The 19334-nt window shown below is 67.7% G+C and carries 19 protein-coding genes, 3 tRNA genes and 1 pseudogene; 14 read left to right on the forward strand and 9 right to left on the reverse strand.

The features are described from left to right. The first annotated feature begins 18 nt into the window (after window positions 1-18). From G6N51_RS18985 to G6N51_RS19000, 4 genes are all read left to right on the forward strand, one after another. A complete protein-coding gene (locus tag G6N51_RS18985) occupies window positions 19-435 on the forward strand; it encodes a WhiB family transcriptional regulator (RefSeq protein WP_083171170.1) in 417 nt (138 codons plus the stop codon). A 91-nt stretch (window positions 436-526) separates the two neighbouring features. Then, on the forward strand, window positions 527-1909 hold the full coding sequence (locus G6N51_RS18990; protein ID WP_083171172.1) for an acyl-CoA dehydrogenase family protein: 1383 nt from the start codon (window positions 527-529) through the stop codon (window positions 1907-1909). A gap of 27 nt (window positions 1910-1936) precedes the next feature. Then, window positions 1937-2920, forward strand: a complete 984-nt coding sequence (locus G6N51_RS18995) for a pirin family protein (protein WP_083171395.1) — start codon at window positions 1937-1939, stop codon at window positions 2918-2920. Beyond that, window positions 2907-3236: a GNAT family N-acetyltransferase gene (locus G6N51_RS19000; protein ID WP_083171174.1), complete on the forward strand. Its 330-nt coding sequence runs from the start codon at window positions 2907-2909 to the stop codon at window positions 3234-3236. Before G6N51_RS18995 ends, G6N51_RS19000 begins: the two co-directional genes overlap by 14 nt. Before the next feature lie 64 nt (window positions 3237-3300). On the opposite strand, the gene G6N51_RS29250 is transcribed toward G6N51_RS19000, so the two are convergent. The 3 genes and pseudogenes from G6N51_RS29250 to G6N51_RS19015 all read right to left on the reverse strand — a co-directional run bounded on the left by G6N51_RS29250 (window position 3301) and on the right by G6N51_RS19015 (window position 4411). Continuing rightward, window positions 3301-3774, reverse strand: coding sequence for a hypothetical protein (locus G6N51_RS29250; RefSeq protein ID WP_232078431.1), 474 nt, complete (start codon window positions 3772-3774; stop codon window positions 3301-3303). A 28-nt stretch (window positions 3775-3802) separates the two neighbouring features. Next, a pseudogene (locus tag G6N51_RS19010) lies at window positions 3803-4078 on the reverse strand (putative alpha/beta hydrolase); the annotation flags it as partial. A 250-nt stretch (window positions 4079-4328) separates the two neighbouring features. Next, window positions 4329-4411: transfer RNA gene (locus G6N51_RS19015), tRNA-Leu, on the reverse strand. Between the two features lie 241 nt (window positions 4412-4652). On the opposite strand from G6N51_RS19015, the gene G6N51_RS19020 reads away from it, so the two are divergent. From G6N51_RS19020 to pknB, 7 genes are all read left to right on the forward strand, one after another. Continuing rightward, entirely contained in the window at window positions 4653-6305 is a 1653-nt protein-coding gene (locus G6N51_RS19020) for a DUF3662 and FHA domain-containing protein (RefSeq protein WP_083171176.1), read from the forward strand. Window positions 6306-6429: 124 nt separating this feature from the next. Then, window positions 6430-6897, forward strand: a complete 468-nt coding sequence (locus G6N51_RS19025; RefSeq protein ID WP_083171178.1) for an FHA domain-containing protein FhaB/FipA — start codon at window positions 6430-6432, stop codon at window positions 6895-6897. Then, a complete protein-coding gene (locus G6N51_RS19030; RefSeq protein ID WP_083171180.1) occupies window positions 6894-8408 on the forward strand; it encodes a PP2C family protein-serine/threonine phosphatase in 1515 nt (504 codons plus the stop codon). Before G6N51_RS19025 ends, G6N51_RS19030 begins: the two co-directional genes overlap by 4 nt. Beyond that, window positions 8405-9814, forward strand: a complete 1410-nt coding sequence (locus G6N51_RS19035; RefSeq protein ID WP_083171182.1) for an FtsW/RodA/SpoVE family cell cycle protein — start codon at window positions 8405-8407, stop codon at window positions 9812-9814. Before G6N51_RS19030 ends, G6N51_RS19035 begins: the two co-directional genes overlap by 4 nt. Further along, window positions 9811-11289, forward strand: coding sequence for a D,D-transpeptidase PbpA (gene pbpA, locus G6N51_RS19040; RefSeq protein ID WP_083171184.1), 1479 nt, complete (start codon window positions 9811-9813; stop codon window positions 11287-11289). Before G6N51_RS19035 ends, pbpA begins: the two co-directional genes overlap by 4 nt. Beyond that, window positions 11286-12614 carry a serine/threonine-protein kinase gene (locus G6N51_RS19045; protein ID WP_083171186.1) on the forward strand — a complete coding sequence of 443 codons (1329 nt, stop codon included), beginning with the start codon at window positions 11286-11288 and terminating at the stop codon, window positions 12612-12614. Before pbpA ends, G6N51_RS19045 begins: the two co-directional genes overlap by 4 nt. Then, window positions 12611-14485 (forward strand): Stk1 family PASTA domain-containing Ser/Thr kinase, encoded by a 1875-nt coding sequence (gene pknB / locus G6N51_RS19050; protein ID WP_083171188.1) that lies wholly within the window; start codon window positions 12611-12613, stop codon window positions 14483-14485. Before G6N51_RS19045 ends, pknB begins: the two co-directional genes overlap by 4 nt. Here the strand turns inward: pknB and G6N51_RS19055 are convergent. Both G6N51_RS19055 and G6N51_RS19060 read right to left on the reverse strand, forming a co-directional pair. Next, window positions 14463-15149 (reverse strand): aminodeoxychorismate/anthranilate synthase component II, encoded by a 687-nt coding sequence (locus G6N51_RS19055; RefSeq protein WP_083171190.1) that lies wholly within the window; start codon window positions 15147-15149, stop codon window positions 14463-14465. The genes pknB and G6N51_RS19055 overlap by 23 nt on opposite strands. Window positions 15150-15175: 26 nt before the next feature. Then, complete coding sequence (locus G6N51_RS19060; protein WP_083171192.1) at window positions 15176-15919, reverse strand: DUF881 domain-containing protein; 744 nt, start codon at window positions 15917-15919, stop codon at window positions 15176-15178. A gap of 118 nt (window positions 15920-16037) precedes the next feature. Here G6N51_RS19060 and crgA point away from each other — a divergent pair, with 118 nt between their 5' ends. Next, a complete protein-coding gene (gene crgA, locus G6N51_RS19065; RefSeq protein ID WP_083171194.1) occupies window positions 16038-16319 on the forward strand; it encodes a cell division protein CrgA in 282 nt (93 codons plus the stop codon). 155 nt (window positions 16320-16474) lie between these two features. Further along, complete coding sequence (locus tag G6N51_RS19070; RefSeq protein WP_083171196.1) at window positions 16475-16900, forward strand: PH domain-containing protein; 426 nt, start codon at window positions 16475-16477, stop codon at window positions 16898-16900. 20 nt (window positions 16901-16920) lie between these two features. Here the strand turns inward: G6N51_RS19070 and G6N51_RS19075 are convergent, their stop codons facing one another. Then, a complete protein-coding gene (locus G6N51_RS19075; RefSeq protein ID WP_083171198.1) occupies window positions 16921-17469 on the reverse strand; it encodes a peptidylprolyl isomerase in 549 nt (182 codons plus the stop codon). Window positions 17470-17597: 128 nt separating this feature from the next. Here G6N51_RS19075 and cwsA point away from each other — a divergent pair, with 128 nt between their 5' ends. Beyond that, window positions 17598-18032, forward strand: a complete 435-nt coding sequence (cwsA, locus tag G6N51_RS19080; protein WP_083171200.1) for a cell wall synthesis protein CwsA — start codon at window positions 17598-17600, stop codon at window positions 18030-18032. 4 nt (window positions 18033-18036) lie between these two features. Here cwsA and G6N51_RS19085 read toward each other — a convergent pair. The 3 genes from G6N51_RS19085 to G6N51_RS19095 form a co-directional block, all read right to left on the reverse strand. Beyond that, window positions 18037-18109, reverse strand: a tRNA-Ala gene (locus G6N51_RS19085). A 151-nt stretch (window positions 18110-18260) separates the two neighbouring features. Next, a tRNA-Ile gene (locus tag G6N51_RS19090) sits at window positions 18261-18334 on the reverse strand. Between the two features lie 60 nt (window positions 18335-18394). Next, entirely contained in the window at window positions 18395-19300 is a 906-nt protein-coding gene (locus tag G6N51_RS19095; protein ID WP_083171202.1) for a DUF3566 domain-containing protein, read from the reverse strand. Window positions 19301-19334: the final 34 nt, after the last annotated feature.

The following is a 19334-nucleotide window of genomic DNA, read 5'->3' on the forward strand; positions in this document are numbered from 1 at the left end:
CTCGACAAGGAGACCGACATGGGACACCCCTGCGCTGCCAACCCGGAACTTTGGTTCGGCTACCCCGACGACGACGGTGGTGATGGCGCGGCCAAGGCCCGTGCGTACGAACGGTCGGCCGTCGAGGCGCGCATCCAGTGCCTGCGCCGCTGCCCGCTGGCGCAGCAGCGCCGCTGCGCCCAGCACGCCATTGCACACCGCGAGGAGTACGGCGTCTGGGCGGGGGTGAAGCTCCCCGGTGGCCAGTACCGCAAGCGCGAACAGCTTGCCCAGGCTCATGAGGTTCTGCGGCGCATCGCGTCCGGCGAGATCAATGCGCGCCAGCTGCCGGAGAATGCGGCCCTGCTCGCCAACCACGAACACGAGACCGTTCCGGTGGCCGCGGTGGTGCTGCACCTGCCGCTCGCCCAGGTCGGGCCGCGCTCGGCCGCCTGACGTTTCCGTCCGGCATTCGAATCGTTTGCTGGCGTAGTCAACGGGGTAGTCGGGCGGCACGACCGTGTCTGTCGACCCGAAGGCGGGATCCATGACGTTCGACCTGACCCCGACCGCAGCACAGCACGACCTGGCCCGGCGAACCCACGAGTTCGCCGAAGAAGTGATCCGCCCTGTGGCGCTGCACTACGACCAACGGCAGGAGTTTCCGTGGGCGGTGTTGGAGGAGGCGGCCCAGCGCGGCTTCTACAGCCCCCTGTTCTACCGCGACCTCATCGGCGATCCGAGCGGCCTCTCGTTGCCGATGTTCATGGAGGAGCTGTTCTGGGGCTGCGCCGGGATCGGGCTGGCGATCGTGATGCCGGCGTTGGCGCTGTCGGCGATCGGGCAGGCCGCGTCGCCCGAGCAGATGCTCCAGTGGGCGCCCGAGTGTTTCGGAACCCCAGGCGATCTCAAGCTCGCGGCGTTGGCGATCTCCGAACCGGAGGGCGGCAGCGACGTCAGGAACCTGCGCACACGCGCACGCCGCGACGGTGACGACTGGATCATCGACGGCCACAAGATGTGGATCGGCAATGGCGGGATCGCCAACGTCCACGTCGTCAACGCGGTCGTCGACGAAGAACTCGGCCATCGCGGACAGGCGCTGTTCGTGGTGCCCGGTGGCACACCGGGGCTGAAGCTGGTGCGCAAGCTGGACAAGCTGGGCTGCCGCGCGTCCCACACCGCCGAGCTGCTGTTCGAAGGCGTTCGGGTGCCTGGCGCGAATCTGCTTGGCGGACAAGAGAAGTTGGAGCACAAGCTCGCCAAGGCACGCGAAGTCGTGGCGGGCGGGAAGCGCTCCGGCTCCGCGACGTTGGGCACGTTCGAGCAGACCCGGCCCATGGTCGCCGCCCAGGCCATCGGGATCGCCCGCGCGGCGCTGGAGTACGCGACGGCGTATGCCACCGAGCGCGAGGCGTTCGGCGGGCCGATCATCGACAACCAAGGCATCGCCTTCCCGCTGGCGGAGCTGGCCACCCAGATCGACGCCGCCCGACTGCTGACCTGGCGAGCGTCGTGGATGGCGGCCAACAACGTTGCGTTCGAACGCGGGGAAGGCTCGATGTCGAAGATGGCCGCCAGTGAGGTGGCCGTCAAGGCCACCGAACGCGCGATTCAAACCATGGGCGGCTGGGGCTACATCACCGATCACCCGGTGGAGAAGTGGTATCGGGATGCCAAGCTGTACACCATCTTTGAGGGCACCAGCGAGATCCAGCGGATGGTGATCGCCAACGCGCTGGGGGCCAGCGTCGGCACGCCCCCACTGCATGTGGTGCTCGAGCCGTCGGGCGGACCGCTGAACCGGGTCTTCGGGCGCGGCACCCCGCTTCGATCCCGCGCCGCCGACGCCGCGTTGTCGATGCAGGACCGGGTGCCCGAACCCGTCATGCGGCTGGCCATGAAGGTGCTCCGCCCGCCGCGCAAGTAGGGGTGTCTGGGTACGGTCGAGGTGACGATGAGCAACCTTGAGGCGGCGCCGATCGAAGTCGCCTGCGCTGCTTTCCCAAGCGCGGGCCTCGAGGTGCTGCGCCCCCGGGAGGTTCCATTGGGCGGGCCCCGCGCCATGCGGGTGCATCGCACGCTTCCGCAGCGCCAACGCTCGCTGATCGGGGCGTGGTGCTTTGTCGACCACTACGGCCCCGCATCCACGCGCATGGACGTCCCGCCGCATCCGCACACCGGACTACAAACGGTGAGTTGGTTGTTCAGTGGGGAAGTGGAGCACAACGACAGCGCCGGCGTGCACGCGATGGTCCGGCCCGGCGAGCTGAACCTGATGACTGCGGGCGCCGGTATCTGCCATTCCGAGGTATCGGTTGAATCGCCGGCCGCCTTGCACGGCGTACAGCTCTGGGTGGCGCTGCCGGGGTCGGACCGCGATACCGGTCGCGACTTCGCCCACTACGTGCCGCCGCCGGCGGCGCTTCCCGGTGCGACGGTGCGGGTGTTCCTCGGCGAGCTGCCCGATGCCTCGTCCCCGGTGCATACCTTTACTCCGCTGCTGGGCGCGCAGGTCGATCTCGACGCCGGGGCCCGCCTCGATATCGCCATCGACCCGTCATTCGAGCACGGCGTGCTCGCCGATCGGGGTTCCGTCCGCGTGAAGGAGACCGCTTTGACGGTTGCCGAGCTCGCCTATCTGAGCCCCGGCCACACCTCGCTGCACCTGCACAACGTGGGGGAGGGGCCGGCGCGGGTGCTGCTGCTCGGTGGGCCACCATTCACCGAAGAGCTGGTGATGTGGTGGAACTTCGTGGGACGAAGCCACGACGACATCGTCGGTTACCGCCGCCTGTGGGAGGACGGCGACGAGCGCTTCGGCGCCGTCCACGGCTACCGCGGTTCGCTTGCGCGACTGCCCGCCCCGCCGCTGCCGACCACCCGGCTGCGGCCCCGGCCTGTACCGCAAAGAGAGGAAAGCACAGATGACCACCGATAAGACCGGAGCCGAAACCACTGTCAGGCTGGAGGAGGGCCGCTACACCATTGCCGTGGAAGGCAGGCAGGTCGGCCTCGCCGATTTCGCCGACCGCGGTGACCAGCGCGTCTTCTACCACACCGAAATCGATCCGGCGTACGGCGGACGTGGCCTGGCGACCATCCTCGTCGAGGAGGCACTCAACGACGCCCGCGGCGAAGGCAAGCGCATCGTCCCCGTGTGCTCGATGATCGGCACGGTGTTGAAGAAGCACCCCGAGTACGACGACATCACCGACGCCGTGACGCCGGATGTCTTGCGGTGGGTGCAGTCGTAGTTTGGCGGGTGAATCTTCGCGGAAGTGGCGGGTGGTTCCGGTTACTCGGCTTTACAACCCGCGGCTAGGATCCATTGAGAACCATGCGCTCAATCTCATCCACCGATTTCGCCATGAGATGGCTGAAAATCGTGGCATTGACCGCTGATAAAACAGCACATTCTTTGTTCAGGCATATCTCGTATCCTGACTCTGTTTTGGAAACGTCCACACCCGGCGCATAGCCCTGCCGGGCGAGATCGGCTCCCAAGGGACCTGATGCAAGATCTGAGCGTGAGGTGGTTGCCCAGTCCCAGATGAGATATTTTTCGGTCAGGTTGAAGTTCGAAAGTCGTGCGGCGCCATTGCGTCGCTGCCCACGGTCATTCACGGTATCCACAACCCACCAATCCCCCTCATCGCGAAGATGGACCGAATAGTCGTCGGTGCCAAAAAGGACGACACAGTCAGGGCAATTTGTCGTGACAAATGCCTTGCCACCGCCCATCCCGGGCGCCCATCGATACCAGTGGCTCGATAAGCGGGAAAAGTCTTGCATCACCTTATCCTTTGTAGGAATCCCCACGGGACTGAATACCGAGCGACTGGGTCACCCGCTGCACTTCGGCGGAGTCGTTGATCGGATGACCGCCATCCCTGCGGTCCCACGCAGCGTTGAATCGGTTGCGAGCTTGCTCGAAGGCGTGCTGCGCCTCAGCGGTGCATCGGCCGGCGCGGTGGAAGACCTCCGCCAGCGAGGAGATCTGCCCGGGGCTCCCGGATTGCAAGCTCTTGTTGATCGCCCACGGGTCACCGCCGGCCTCGCCAATCAGCGCCGCAACGCTTATGTAGCGCAGCTGCATCGCATCACCCTTAGCTGCGCGGCGTCATACGCCACGACCATTGCCACCCCTCCTGAGCTGGCAATTACGCTACTAATGCGATCGCAGCCGTCAATTCACTGCGGGCTTCAGCCCATGGGGCGATGACCAACACACCGCTCCTACTGGGATGGGGAGGGTGGCCGGGTGTCCTGCCTCCGGCGCAACATGAGGGAATACACAGAGGTCACGAGCTCCTCGAGCCCGTGAACTCACCGCCAATATTCAAATGTGGGCGAAGGGGGACTTGAACCCCCACGTCCCGAAGGACACTGGCACCTGAAGCCAGCGCGTCTGCCATTCCGCCACTCGCCCGGAAAACAACCGGTGGACCATACCACTCTAATAGCCGCGTTCCCCAACCCGCTGGTCGGGCTCGGAAGCTGGGCGGCACTGCGCGACAACGCCTCTGAGCAGGTCCGACGCAGTTCTCAGAGTTTCCACGGTGCCGCGGCGGCGCGCTGTCCCGATACCATGCTGGAGTGAAAGGTCACCGCGCGATTGGTTTGCCGCCGGCGTGCGGCATACCGCGTCACGTGCAGGTGAATGCCAGCGCATGAGTAACCAACGGGGCCTGGCGGCGCGGATCGAGCGCAAGCTCGAGGCCACCGTCGACAATGCGTTCGCCCGCGTCTTCGGCGGCTCGATCGTTCCGCAGGAGGTGGAAGCCCTCCTGCGGCGCGAGGCCCGGGACGGTGTCGAGAGGCTGCAGGGAAATCGCCTTTTGGCCCCCAACGAATACATCATTACCCTCGGTAGGCACGACTTCGAGAAGGTGGGCGCCGACCCTGATCTCACTTCGGACGCTTTCGCTGGGTACTTGACCGACTACATCCGTGAACAGGGGTGGCAAACGTATGGTGAGGTGGTCGTCCGGTTCGAGCAGTCATCGAACCTGCGTACCGGCCAGTACCGCGCCCGTGGTGCTGTCAACCCCGATGTGCAGCCCCGCCCGACGGTCAACGATCCCGTCCGGCCACAATCAAATAATGCGTTCGGCGCAGAACGAGGAGTAGCACCAATGACTGACGATTCGAGCTACCGCGGGGCTCAGGGGCCGGGGCGGCCCAGTGATGAGTATTACGACGACCGCTACCAGCGTCCGCCAGAGGGTGGCGCGGAACCTCAGGGGGCACCTGACCAGCGCGGTGGGTATCCGCCCGAGCCGAGCGGCTATCCGCCGCAGCAGGGCTACCCGCCACCCCGGCAGCCCGAGCAGGGCGGCTACCCGGAACAAGGCGGGTACCAAGGCCCGGGCGGCTACCCCGACCAACGCGGCTACCAAGGCCCGGGCGGCTACCCCGACCAACGCGGCTACCAGGGCCCGGGCGGCTACCCCGAGCAGGGCCAGGGCGGCTACCCGCCGCAGTACGAGCAGCGTCCTCCCGGACCCGGCGGGTACGGCGGCCAGGGTTACGACCAGGGCTACCGCCCGGGCGGCGGCTACGGCCCCCCGCCCGGGGGCGGTCAGCCCGGCGGCCAGCAGGGCTACGGCGGTTACGGCGAATACGGCCGCGGACCGGCGCGCCCGGACGAGGGGGGCTACGCCCCGCCCGAGCAACGGCCGGCCTATCCCGAGCAGGGCGCCGGCTACGAGCAAGGCGCCGGCTACGAGCAGGGTGCCGGCTACGAGCAAGGCGCCGGGTATGAGCAGGGCGCCGGCTACGAGCAGGGATACCCGCAGGGCGGCGGCTACGGCCGGCCGGACTACGGCCCCGGCGACTACACGCAATACGCCGAAAACGTCCCCGCCGGGGGATACCCCGGCCAGGCCGGCGGATACGCCGAGCCCGCGCACCGCGACTACGACTACGGCCAGCAGGCCGAGTACGCACAGCCGAGCGAGTACGGCCAGCCCGCCGACTACGGCCAGCCGGCCGGTGGCTACGGCGCGTACGGCGGTGGCGGCTACGGCGCGGCCGGAACGACGGTCACCCTGCAGCTCGACGACGGCAGCGGCCGCACCTATCAGCTGCGTGAAGGCTCCAACATCGTTGGCCGCGGGCAAGACGCCCAATTCCGGCTGCCCGACACGGGGGTGTCACGGCGTCACCTCGAGATCCGCTGGGACGGGCAGGTGGCGCTCCTTTCGGACCTGAACTCGACCAACGGCACCACCGTGAACAACGCGCCCGTGCAGGAGTGGCAGCTAGCGGACGGTGACGTGATTCGTCTGGGCCACTCGGAGATCATCGTCCGGATCCACTAACCCGCTCGGCTCAACGCTGCCGTGCTTCGCCCCGTGTCGACCGGCGTCCAAGTATCGTGACGTTGCCGATGTGCTCGGGGTCACGGGCGCAGGGGGGATGACGCCAGGACGGAAAGGACGCCAGATGCAGGGACTCGTTCTGCAGCTGACGCGCGCCGGATTTTTAATGTTGTTATGGGTATTCATCTGGTCCGTCTTGCGGATCTTGCGGACCGATATCTATGCGCCCACGGGCGCCGTCATGGTGCGCCGCGGGTTGGCGTTGCGCGGCACCCTGCTGCCGTCGCGGCAGCGCCGGCACGCCGCGCGCTATCTGGTGGTGACCGAGGGAGCGTTGGCCGGGGCGCGCATCACACTCAGCGGGCAACCGGTGTTGATCGGGAGGGCTGACGACTCGACCCTGGTCCTCACCGACGACTACGCCTCCACACGGCACGCGCGGCTGTCTCAGCGCGGTTCGGAATGGTACGTCGAGGATCTAGGATCGACGAACGGCACTTACCTTGACAGGGCAAAGGTGACGACTGCGGTACGAGTTCCGATAGGGACGCCGATTCGGATCGGCAAAACGGCGATCGAGTTGCGCCCGTGACGCTGGTCTTGCGATATGCCGCCCGCAGCGATCGCGGCCTGGTGCGCGCCAACAACGAAGACTCCGTGTACGCCGGTGCGCGACTGCTCGCCCTGGCCGACGGCATGGGCGGCCACGCCGCCGGCGAGGTCGCCTCCCAACTGGTGATCGCCGCCCTGGCCCATCTCGACGACGACGAGCCCGGCGGGGACCTGCTGGCCAAGCTCGACGCCGCGGTGCGCTCAGGCAACGCGGCGATCGCGGCGCAGGTCGAGGCGGAGCCCGAGCTCGAGGGAATGGGCACCACGCTCACCGCCATCCTGTTCGCGGGTGACCGGATCGGTCTGGTGCACATCGGCGACTCGCGCGGCTACCTGCTGCGCGACGGCGAACTGACCCAGATCACCAAGGACGACACCTTCGTCCAGACCCTGGTCGACGAGGGCCGCATCACCCGCGAAGAGGCACACAGCCACCCGCAACGGTCGCTGATCATGCGCGCGCTGACCGGTCACGAGGTCGAACCCACCCTGACCATGCGCGAGGCACGCGCCGGCGACCGGTACCTGCTCTGCTCCGATGGGCTCAGCGACCCGGTGAGCGACGAAACCATCCTCGAGGCGCTGCAGATCCCCGACGTCGCCGAAGCCGCCTACCGGCTCATCGAGTTGGCGCTGCGCGGCGGCGGCCCCGACAACGTGACCGTGGTGGTGGCCGACGTCGTCGACTACGACTACGGCCAGACCCAGCCGATTCTGGCCGGCGCAGTTTCCGGTGACGACGACCAGATGACCTTGCCGAACACCTCCGCGGGCCGCGCCTCGGCGATCAGGCCGCGCGACGAATCCGCCAAACGCGTTGCGCCACAACCAGAAACACCCATCCGCCCCCGTTGGCCCCGGCGGCGGATGTTCTTCGTGGCGACACTGGCGGTGTTGTTCGCCCTCTCGGGCCTCGCCATCGCGTGGTGGGTCATCCAGCGCAACTATTACGTCGCCGAATACGACGGCAAGGTGTCGATCGTCCGCGGAATTCAGGGGTCCTTGTTGGGCGTGCCCCTGCAGGAGCCATATTTGGTCGGCTGCCTGAGTCCGCGCAACGAACTGTCGCTGATCAGTTATGGCCAATCCGGTCACTCGAACTGCCAGCTGATGACGTTGCGGGATCTGCGCCGTCCCGGGCAGGTGCAGGTGCAGACCGGGTTGCCGGGAGGCAGCCTGGACCAGGCGGAGTCGCAGCTACGGCAACTGCTGGCCGAGTACCTGCTGCCAACCTGTCCGTCGCCGCGCGCCACGTCGCCGCCGGGGCCGCCTGCCCCCGGGAGCGGCCCCCCCGAGTCAAGTGCCGCGACATCGTCGACAACGACCGCTCCACCGACCACCACTTCTTCCGCTCCCGGCGCCCCAGCCCCCACCAGTGCCACAGGCGGCGCGATCCCTTCGCCGGTGGGCCCCACGACCACTTCCCAGACGGTCACCGCGCTTCCAGCGCCTCCACTGCAACCGGGCATTGACTGCCGGACGGTGGCATGACAACACAACTGCAGCCGCCCGTCGCGGTCACGCCTCCGCTGCCAACGCGTCGCAACGCCGAGCTGCTGCTGCTGTGTTTCGCCGCGGCGATCACCGTCGCCGCGTTGCTGATCGTCGAGGCCAACCAGGATCGCGAAGTGCGCTGGAACGTCATCAGCTACGGGCTGGTGTTCCTGCTCGTATTCGGGTCCGCGCACATGGCCATCAGGCGCTTCGCCCCCTACACCGATCCGCTGCTGTTGCCAATTGTGGCCCTGCTCAACGGGCTTGGCCTGGTAATGATCCATCGACTCGACCTGGTCGACAACCAGATGAGCGGCCGCCATCACCCCAGCGCCACCCAGCAGATGATGTGGACCGTGGTCGGGGTCGTCACGTTCGCGCTCGTGGTCACGTTTCTCAAAGACCATCGCCAGTTGGCGCGGTACGGCTACATCTGCGGCATCACGGGGCTGGTGCTGTTGGTGATTCCCGCCCTGCTGCCGGCATCGCTATCCGAGCAGAACGGCGCGAAGATCTGGATTCGCTTCTCCGGCTTCTCAATTCAGCCAGCCGAATTCTCCAAAATCTTATTGCTGATCTTCTTTTCCGCCGTGCTGATCGCCAAGCGGGGGCTCTTCAACAGCGTCGGAAAGCATTTCATGGGCCTGACCCTGCCGCGCCCGCGCGACCTCGCGCCGCTGCTGGCGGCCTGGGTGATCTCGGTGGGTGTGATGGCCTTCGAGAAGGACCTGGGCACCTCGCTGCTGCTCTACGCGTCGTTCCTGGTGGTGGTTTACCTTGCGACACAACGGTTCAGCTGGGTGGTGATCGGCCTGGTGCTGTTCGCGGTGGGCAGCGTCATCGCGTATTTCATCTTCGCCCACGTCCGCGTGCGCGTGCAGATGTGGTGGGACCCGTTCTCCGACCCGGACGGCAGCGGCTACCAGATCGTGCAGTCCCTGTTCAGTTTCGCCACGGGCGGCATCTTCGGCACCGGGCTCGGCAATGGTCAGCCCGATACGGTGCCGGCCGCGTCGACTGATTTCATCATCGCGGCCTTCGGTGAAGAGCTGGGACTCGTGGGCCTGGCCAGCATTTTGATGCTCTACACCATCGTCATCGTCCGCGGCATGCGCACCGCGATCGCGACGCGGGACAGCTTCGGCAAGCTACTGGCCGCGGGCCTGGCTTCCACCCTGGCGATTCAACTATTCATCGTCGTCGGCGGCGTCACGCAACTCATTCCACTGACCGGACTGACCACGCCGTGGATGTCCTATGGCGGCTCGTCATTGCTGGCGAACTACATACTGCTGGCCATCCTCGCTCGCATCTCCAACAGCGCCCGGCACCCCGTGCGCGGGCGCGACCGCACGGACTCCCCGATCGCGGCGGCCAAGACCGAGGTAATCGAGAAGGTATGAACACCTCTCTGCGCCGCATCTCGGTCACCGTCATGGCGTTGATCGTGCTGCTGCTGCTCAACGCCACGATGACGCAGGTGTTCGCCGCCGACTCGCTGCGGGCGGACCCGCGCAATCAGCGCGTCCTGCTCGACGAGTACTCGCGGCAACGCGGCCAGATCGTCGCGGGTGGCCAGCTGCTGGCGTACTCGGTGGCCACCGACAGCCGCTTCCGCTTTCTGCGGGTCTATCCCAACCCCGCGGTGTACGCGCCGCTCACCGGCTTCTACTCGCTGCGCTACTCCAGCACGGGCCTGGAGCGTGCCGAGGACCCGCTGCTGAACGGCTCCGACGAGCGGCTGTTCGGGCGGCGGCTGGCCGACTTCTTCACCGGCCGCGATCCGCGCGGCGGCAACGTGGACACCACGATCCGGCCGCGGGTCCAGCAGGCCGGGTGGGACGCGATGCAGCAGGGCTGCGGCGGGCCGCCGTGCAAGGGTGCCGTCGTCGCCCTCGAGCCGTCCACCGGCAAGATCTTGGCGATGGTGTCATCGCCGTCCTACGACCCCAATCTGCTCGCCTCGCACGATCCCGAGGTGCAGGCGCAGGCATGGCAGCGGCTTCGCGACGACCCCGACAATCCCATGACCAACCGCGCCATCTCGGAGACGTACCCACCCGGTTCCACGTTCAAGGTCATCACCACCGCCGCCGCGCTCGAGGCCGGTGCGACCGACGCCGAGCAGCTGACCGCGGCGGCCTCCATCCAGCTGCCCGACAGCACCGCGACGCTCGAGAACTACGGCGGCCAGCCCTGTGGCAGCGAGCTCACGGTATCCCTCAAGCAGGCGTTCGCCCTGTCGTGCAACACCGCATTCGTTCAGCTCGGCATCCACACCGGGGCCGATGCGCTGCGCAGCATGGCGCACTCGTTCGGCCTGGACACCACCCCCGGCGTCATTCCGCTGCAGGTGGCCGAATCCGCCCTCGGGATCATTCCGGACGCCGCCGCGCTGGGCATGTCCAGCATCGGCCAGAAGGACGTGGCGCTGACGCCGCTGGAAAACGCTCAGATCGCCGCGACCATCGCGAACGACGGCGTCACGATGCAGCCCTACCTGATCGACAGCCTCAAGGGCCCCGACCTGGCGACCATCAGCACCACCGTTCCCTATCAGCAGCGCCGCGCGGTGTCACCCCAAGTCGCCGCTAAGCTAACAGAGCTGATGGTCGGCGCCGAGAAGGTCGCGCAGCAGAAAGGGGCCATTCCCGGCGTGCAGATCGCATCAAAGACTGGTACCGCAGAGCACGGCACCGATCCGCGAAATACGCCGCCGCACGCGTGGTACATCGCCTTCGCGCCCGCGCAGACGCCCAAAGTCGCCGTGGCAGTGTTGGTGGAGAATGGCGGCGACCGCCTGTCCGCGACGGGAGGTGCACTCGCCGCGCCGATCGGACGGGCCGTCATCCAAGCCGCGCTACAGGGAGGACCATGAGCCCGCGAGTTGGTGTGACGCTGTCGGGCCGCTACCGCCTGCAGCGCCTGATCGCCACCGGCGGCATGGGCCAGGTTTGGGAGGCCGTGGACAGCCGGCTCGGCCGCCGTGTCGCGGTCAAGGTGCTCAAGCAGGAGTTCTCCCAGGACCCGGAGTTCATCGAGCGGTTCCGGGCCGAGGCCCGCACCACCGCCATGCTCAACCACCCCGGCATCGCCCAGGTCCACGACTACGGCGAAAGTCAGCTGGACGGGGAAGGCCGCACGGCCTACCTGGTGATGGAGCTGGTCAACGGCGAGCCGCTGAACTCGGTGCTCAAGCGCACGGGCCGGCTGTCGCTGCGGCACGCGCTGGACATGCTCGAGCAGACCGGCCGGGCGCTGCAGGTCGCGCACGCCGCCGGCTTGGTGCACCGCGACGTCAAACCGGGCAACATCCTGATCACCCCGACGGGCCAGGTGAAGATCACCGACTTCGGTATCGCCAAAGCCGTCGACGCGGCACCCGTCACCCAGACCGGGATGGTGATGGGCACCGCCCAGTACATCGCCCCCGAACAGGCACTGGGGCACGACGCAACCCCCGCCAGCGACGTGTATTCGCTGGGCGTCGTCGGCTACGAGGTGGTGTCGGGCAAGCGGCCGTTCACCGGTGACGGCGCCCTGACGGTGGCGATGAAACACATCAAAGAGCCGCCCCCGCCGCTGCCCGCCGAGCTGCCGCCCAACGTGCGCGAGCTCATCGAGATCACGCTCGTCAAGAATCCCGCGATGCGCTACCGCAGTGGCGGTCCTTTCGCCGACGCCGTGGCGGCGGTGCGCGCCGGCCGCCGGCCGCCCCGGCCCAGCCAGTCACCACCGCCCGGACGGGCGTCGCCGGCGGCCATCCCGTCCAGCCCCACCACCAGGGCGGCCGCCGTCACCAGCACCCGCGCTGCGGCGCCGCGCCGAACCCGGCCGGCCACCGGCGGTCATCGTCCGCCCCCGGCGCGGCGCACCTTCTCGTCGGGTCAGCGGGCATTGTTGTGGGCCGCCGGGGTGCTCGGAGCGCTGGCGATCATCATCGCGGTGCTCATCGTCATCAATTCCCGCGCGGACACCCCGCAGCAACCGCCGCCTCCGACGGTCACCGACACGGGGGGTCCGCCGGCGCCGCCGCCGAGCAAGACCCCGAGCGGTTCTGCGCCCGGCGCCGCGCTGCGGCTCAATTGGACGGATCGACCGACGATAGGGAATTCTGGACCGCGAAGGGGGCCGGCCGAGCACGGGTGGCGTGCACCACTGGCGCCCAGCGTGTCACCGCCCCGACACGAGATACCACGATGACCTCCCCTCAACACCTGTCTGACCGCTATGAACTGGGCGAAATCCTCGGTTTCGGGGGCATGTCCGAGGTTCACCTGGCCCGCGACGTCCGGCTCCACCGCGATGTCGCGGTCAAAGTCCTGCGCGCCGACCTGGCCCGCGATCCCAGCTTTTATCTGCGGTTCCGCCGCGAGGCGCAGAACGCCGCCGCGCTGAACCACCCGTCGATCGTCGCGGTCTACGACACCGGCGAGGCGGAGACCCCAACGGGCCCGCTGCCCTACATCGTTATGGAGTACGTCGACGGTGTCACGCTGCGGGACATCGTGCACACCGACGGCCCGCTACCCCCGCGGCGAGCCATCGAGATCATCGCCGACGCATGCCAGGCGCTGAACTTCAGTCACCAGGCCGGCATCATCCACCGCGACGTCAAGCCGGCGAACATCATGATCAGCAACACCAACGCGGTCAAGGTGATGGACTTCGGCATCGCGCGCGCGATCGCCGACAGCGGCAACAGCGTCACCCAGACGGCGGCCGTGATCGGCACGGCCCAGTACCTGTCGCCCGAGCAGGCCCGCGGCGACACGGTCGACGCCCGATCCGACGTCTACTCGCTAGGGTGTGTACTCTACGAAATCCTCACGGGTGAGCCACCTTTCACCGGCGACTCCCCGGTCGCGGTCGCATACCAGCACGTGCGCGAGGACCCGATTCCACCGTCACATCGGCACGAGGGCATCTCGGCCGACCTCGACGCCGTCGTGCTCAAGGCGCTGGCCAAGAATCCGGACAACCGCTACCAGACGGCCGCCGAAATGCGCGCCGACCTGGTGCGGGTGCACAACGGCGAAACCCCCGAGGCGCCAAAGATACTCACCGATGCCGACCGCTCGTCGCTGCTCGCCACGGGCGGCAACCTGCCCGGCCCGCGCACTGATCCGCTGCCCCGGCAGTCCCTGCGCCGCATCGAGGACCGCGACGGCGGATCGGTCGGTCGCTGGATCGTCGCGGTCGCCGCGCTGGCGGTGCTGACGATCGTCGTCGTCATCGCCTTCAACACCTTCGGCGGCACGACCCGAGATGTCCAGGTGCCCGACATGCGGGGCCAGGTGTCCGCGGATGCCATTGCCGCGCTGCAGAATCGCGGCTTCAAGACCCGCACCCTGCAAAAGCCCGATTCCGCGATCCCGCCCGACCATGTCATTAGCACCGATCCCGGCGCCAACGCGTCGGTGAGCGCGGGCGACGAGATCACCATCAACGTCTCGACCGGTCCCGAACAGCGTGAAGTACCCGACGTGTCCTCGCTGAGTTACTCAGACGCGGTCAGCAAGCTCAAGGCCGCGGGATTCAGCAAGTTCAAGCAGGCCAATTCGCCGTCGAGTCCCGAGTCGATGGGCAAGGTGATCGGCACCAACCCGCCGGCCAACCAGACGTCGGCAATCACCAACGTGATCACCGTCATCGTCGGCTCCGGCCCGGAGACCAAGCAGGTGCCCGACGTCGCTGGCCAGACCGTCGACGTCGCCCAGAAGAATCTCACCGTCTACGGGTTCAGCAAGATCACCCAGGCGCAGGTGGACAGCACCCGACCCGCCGGCGAGGTCATCGGCACCAATCCGCCCAAGGGCCAGATGGTTCCGGTCGATTCGGTGATCGAGTTGCAGGTGTCCAAGGGCAACCAGTTCGTGATGCCCGACCTCAGCGGCATGTTCTGGACGGACGCCGAGCCGCGGTTACGGGCGCTGGGCTGGACAGGGGTGCTGGACAAGGGACCCGACGTGGACGCGGGCGGCTCGCAGTCCCACCGGGTGGTGTATCAGAACCCGCCGGCCGGCGCCGGCTGCAACCGCGACGGGATCATCACGCTGAAGTTCGGCCAGTAGCCGCCGGGTCGGCCGGGAAATAGGGCTGCACCGCCGCACGGACCTCGTTCTCGAGCCGGCGAATCAACGTGTCGTTGCGGGGCCACCCGCAGTACGCCAGCCAGTTCGCCAGCATCCGGTGCCCACCCTCGGTCAGGATCGACTCCGGGTGGAACTGGACGCCGTGAATGGGAAGCTCGCTGTGCCGCACCCCCATGATGACGCCACCCCGCGTGCGTGCCGTCACCTCCAGAACCGGGGGCAGTGACTCCGGCAGTATGGTCAGCGAGTGGTAGCGCGTAGCCGTGAAGGGATCCGGAAGCCCTTGTAGCACACCAGTATTGGTGTGGAAGACGCTGCTGGTCTTACCGTGCAGCAGTTCGGGCGCGCGATCCACGGTGGCGCCGAAGGCCACTCCGATGGCCTGGTGGCCGAGGCAGACGCCGAGCAGCGGCGTGCGCTCGGCGGCACACGCGCGCACCAGACCGATGGAAGCGCCGGCACGTTCCGGGGTGCCCGGCCCGGGGCTGAGCAGGACCCCGTCGAACCGCTGGGCGACGGCGGCCTCGTCGGAGAGCCTGGCGTCGTCGTTGCGCCACACCTCGGCCTCGACGCCCAACTGGCCGAGGTACTGCACCAGGTTGAACACGAAGCTGTCGTAGTTGTCGACGACAAGGATCCGCACCGTGCCAGATTACCGTCCGCCCGAAATCAGTAGCCGATGGTTCCCATTGGCTGCGCGAAATGCAGCCGGTCCGGCTCGGTGTGGCCGACGACCTGGACGTCGGGCTTGACCTCTTCGCGGTAGCCGAGCCCGAACCGGACCACGTATTGCCGGTACAGAATGACCAGGGGAGCGGCGGCCAGAGCGGCCTGCATGGCGGCCGCGTTGCCAATCGCGGTGATCGTGTAGGGCGGGCTGTAGGTGCGCCCGTTGAGCAGCAGCGTGTTGCCGACGCAGCGGGGCACCGAGGTGGCGATGATGCGCTGGTCCTGCATCTGGATCGCCTCGGCCCCGGCGCTCCACATCGCGTTGAGGACGGCCTCGATGTCTTGCTGGTGCACCACGAGATCGTCGGGGGAGGCGTCCCGCGGGAACCGCCCATTGGCATCCCGTGGCGCGTCCTCCAGGGTGACCACCAGGCCCGGCCCGTGTACCGGGTTCATGTCCGCGTCGGCGGCCAGCTCGGCGGAGCGTCGCAGCATCGCCGACAACGCTCGATCCGAGGACCGTCCGTGCGCGGCGTCGATCTTGCCGGACAGCTCGTCGCGCTGGGCGTTGAGATGATTCACCGACGACTGGGCCTCCCGGACCAGGTCCACCAGCCGCGGGGCATCACTGCGCCGGATCTCCGCGCCGCCGGACACCCCGTGCGTGGCGGCGAGCAGCAGCCCGGCCAACAGGCACACCACCGGAACGCCGAAGCGCCACGGTGACGGGCGTCCGTCGCTCATCGGGTCTCCAATTTCCTGGTCGCCGCGTCCGGTGAGTTAGTCTCGTAGCCAAGCTGTGCGTGCAGCTGCGGTCTTCATCGTTGCACCCCGTCCCGCTCACCGTCTTGTTGAGGTAATCATGCCCAAGTCCAAGGTCCGCAAGAAGAACGACTTCGCCGTCGGCTCGGTCAGTCGCACGCCGGTGAAGGTGAAGGTCGGGCCGTCGAGCGTGTGGTTCGTGGCCCTGTTCGTCGGCCTCATGCTGATCGGTTTGGTCTGGCTGATGGTGTTCCAGTTGGCCGCCGTCGGCAGCCAGGCGCCGGCCGCCCTCAACTGGATGGCGCAACTGGGACCGTGGAACTATGCCATCGCGTTCGCTTTCATGATCACCGGTTTGTTGCTGACCATGCGGTGGCACTGAGCACAACCCCCGCCGGAATGAATTTATTTTTGGGTTGCTTCGTTACTGCGTCAGCAACATTGCTACCACCCAATCACACGCGTGTGATTTATCCCCACTGTTGATAGCGTCTGTGGATAACTCCATCGGCCGTGGTGGGAGGGGCTGAAGGCCCCGTGCAGCAAACACAATGGGAGCCCAGCGCGGCGGGAATCGCTGGTTGTGGGGCCGCCGGTGTTTTGATGGCTATCGCCGCTGTGACCGTCGTCACAGACGCTCCGGGCCGCATTTTGGCAGGGATTGCCGCGGTGGGTCTGATCTTGTTTGCGGGCGCGACGTGGCGCGCGCGGCCGAAGCTGGCAATTACGGCCGACGGGCTGGTGCTTCGGGGATGGGTCCGAACGCAGGTATTGCGGCCCCCCGATATCAAGATCATCCGCATCACCGAGTTCCGCCGCTACGGACGCAAGGTCCGGTTGCTCGAGGTCGAGACGGCCGACGACGCGCTGGTGCTCTTCTCCCGGTGGGACCTCGGGACGGACCCGCTGGAGGTGCTCGATGCGCTGACAGACGCCGGTTACGCGGGAGGCCCCGCGCGCTGACCGGGCGCGCGCTGACGGGCCTACGAGATGGTGATCGACTCGATGACGACCGGCTCGGTGGGGCGGTCGTTGCCGTCGGTGGCCGTCGTCGAGATGACCTCGACAACCCGCTGCGACTCCGGGTCCGTCACTTCGCCGAAGATCGTGTGCCGCCGGTTCAGGTGGGGAGTCTTGCCTACCGTGATGAAGAACTGGGAGCCGTTGGTGCCCGGGCCGGCATTCGCCATCGCCAGCAGGTACGGCTTGTCGAATTGCAGTTCGGGGTGGAACTCGTCGGCGAACTTGTAGCCCGGGCCGCCGCGGCCCGTACCGGTCGGATCGCCGCCCTGGATCATGAAGCCCTGGATCACCCGGTGAAACACCGCGCCGTCGTAGAACGGACCAGACGACCCGCCCGATGCGTTCTGGGTCGAGTACTCCTTGGTGCCCTGCGCCAGGCCAACGAAGTTCGCGACGGTCTTGGGCGCGTGGTTTCCGAACAGGGCGACTTTGATGTCGCCGCGGTTGGTGTGGAGTGTGGCGGTAGCGGTCTGAAAGGGGCTGTTGGTCACGGCATGAGAGTCTGCCACTACCCATCCGCATGCCCGCACCCGGTGTCGCTCCAGCCAAGCCACGGCCGAAAACGCGGCGCGCACATAACGGTTCCGCCGAGCTCCCTATGCTGGCAGTCTGTTCAGCACGCACAGAAAGGCGACAGATGAGGGCGAAGGCGGAATCCCGGCTGACCCCGCGGGAGCGACTGACTCGCGGGCTGACCTACTCGACATTGGGACCGGTGGACGTCACCCGTGGAGCGGTCGGCCTCGGTGTCCAGTCGGCGCAGTCGACCGCAGCGCAGATTCGCCGCAAATACCAGGAGGGGCGCCTGGCCAAGGAGCTCACCGCCGCCCAGGAGACCCTGGCTCAGGAGTTGGCCGCCGCCCAGGAGGTGGTGGCGGGGCTGCCTCAGGCGCTTCAGGACGCACGTCGGGGGCAGCGGCGAGGCAAGCGCCCGTGGGTGATCGCCGGAGTCGTCGTCGCGGTCGTTGCCGGCGGCGCCGTCGCGTTCAGCGTGGTGCGGCGCTCGGTGCGGGCGAAGCCGCAGGAGCCGCAGTCGCGACCCCCCAGCGTCGACGTTCAGCCGCGGCCGTGATGTGTGGAGCCTAGGGGAATCGAACCCCTGACACCCGCCTTGCAAAGGCGGTGCTCTACCAACTGAGCTAAGGCCCCTCGACGTGATCGGGTGGCTGACCGGATGTGTCGTCCACCGCCACGTGCCAGACCTCGACCCCGCGTCGGTAGCGTCCCACCGCCGCCACCACAGCGATCAGTGTGATTGGCAGGGCGAGTCTTACGCAACGTCTCGATGGGCACATGGTTGTGGGCCTAGGAGGACTCGAACCTCCGACCTCTTCGTTATCAGCGAAGCGCTCTAACCGCCTGAGCTATAGGCCCGTACTCGCGGTACGGCCGAGCGACGAGATTACCGCAATCGCCGCCGCACCCCCAAAAACGCTAGTCGCGGTCCGCCAGCGTCACTTCGATGCCGCCGATCAGATCGGTCGTCAGGTTGTAGACGAACGCGGCGATGGTGGCCATCGCGGTCAACAACACGATGTTGACCAAGCCGATCAACACGGCGCCGCCGAAGATGGTGCCGCTGGAGACGAGCTCGCCGCTGCTGCCGCTGGTGTTGTTCAACAGGTCGCCGACGTTGCTGTTCAGCTTCGACCACACGCCCATGCCCCCGAGCACGAGGTAGAGGAACGCGACGGCGATCATCCAGACGAAGAACAGCGCGACCGAGAGCAGCAGGGAGACCTTCAGCGTGCTCCACGGGTCGATCCGGCGGATCTGCATGCTCGCGCGTACCGGGCCGCGCGGCCGCCGGGACACCTGGGTTCGATTGTCCCGGGCTTCGCGGCCCTCCCGGCCTTCCGAGGCCGGCGAACGGCCGGAACCCGGCGCGCTGGGCGGCTCCGCCGAGCGGTCGGGCGTCGTCTTGCGCTGCGGACCCCGCGGCATCGGGCCGGACAGGTCGGGCAACTCGCTGGCGTAGGCCTCCGCGGGCGGCCCGTCGCCGCGCGGTGCCGGCGCATCGGTGTCGTGCGACGGGTTCTTCGCCGGTGGGGGAGCGCCGGCCCCCGGTGCCGCGGTGCCCGAGACGAAGCGGTTGAGCCGTGCCTCGACACCGCTGGGCGGTCCCGACGGCCGCGCCTCGGTCGGCGGCTCGCTCTGGCGCTGCGGTGCCTGCGGCGGCCTGGGCCCGCCGCGCTGCCACGGCGGTACGTCCCCGGAATCTGGAGCGCGGCCGGACTGTGCGGGCGGCGCCGCGCGGTGTACACCGGCACGCTCGGCCGAACCGTCCCCATTAAGGCCGTCGCCCTTCTTGGGGGCGCCCGGCTCGTTCGGTGAGGTCACCCCGACTCCTTACATCTGCCGCCACGGCCCCGGG

It is taken from the genome of Mycobacterium paraseoulense (assembly GCF_010731655.1).
Lineage (GTDB): Bacteria > Actinomycetota > Actinomycetes > Mycobacteriales > Mycobacteriaceae > Mycobacterium > Mycobacterium paraseoulense.

Coding starts and splice junctions, on each gene's coding strand:
- crgA (WP_083171194.1), top strand. CDS start 16,038: ATGCCCAAGTCCAAGGTCCGCAAGAAGAACGACTTCGCCGTCGGCTCG.
- G6N51_RS19020 (WP_083171176.1), top strand. CDS start 4,653: ATGAGTAACCAACGGGGCCTGGCGGCGCGGATCGAGCGCAAGCTCGAG.
- G6N51_RS19035 (WP_083171182.1), top strand. CDS start 8,405: ATGACAACACAACTGCAGCCGCCCGTCGCGGTCACGCCTCCGCTGCCA.
- G6N51_RS19045 (WP_083171186.1), top strand. CDS start 11,286: ATGAGCCCGCGAGTTGGTGTGACGCTGTCGGGCCGCTACCGCCTGCAG.
- cwsA (WP_083171200.1), top strand. CDS start 17,598: ATGAGGGCGAAGGCGGAATCCCGGCTGACCCCGCGGGAGCGACTGACT.
- G6N51_RS18985 (WP_083171170.1), top strand. CDS start 19: ATGGGACACCCCTGCGCTGCCAACCCGGAACTTTGGTTCGGCTACCCC.
- pbpA (WP_083171184.1), top strand. CDS start 9,811: ATGAACACCTCTCTGCGCCGCATCTCGGTCACCGTCATGGCGTTGATC.
- G6N51_RS19025 (WP_083171178.1), top strand. CDS start 6,430: ATGCAGGGACTCGTTCTGCAGCTGACGCGCGCCGGATTTTTAATGTTG.
- G6N51_RS29250 (WP_232078431.1), bottom strand. CDS start 3,774: ATGCAAGACTTTTCCCGCTTATCGAGCCACTGGTATCGATGGGCGCCC.
- G6N51_RS18990 (WP_083171172.1), top strand. CDS start 527: ATGACGTTCGACCTGACCCCGACCGCAGCACAGCACGACCTGGCCCGG.
- pknB (WP_083171188.1), top strand. CDS start 12,611: ATGACCTCCCCTCAACACCTGTCTGACCGCTATGAACTGGGCGAAATC.
- G6N51_RS19000 (WP_083171174.1), top strand. CDS start 2,907: ATGACCACCGATAAGACCGGAGCCGAAACCACTGTCAGGCTGGAGGAG.
- G6N51_RS18995 (WP_083171395.1), top strand. CDS start 1,937: ATGAGCAACCTTGAGGCGGCGCCGATCGAAGTCGCCTGCGCTGCTTTC.
- G6N51_RS19060 (WP_083171192.1), bottom strand. CDS start 15,919: ATGAGCGACGGACGCCCGTCACCGTGGCGCTTCGGCGTTCCGGTGGTG.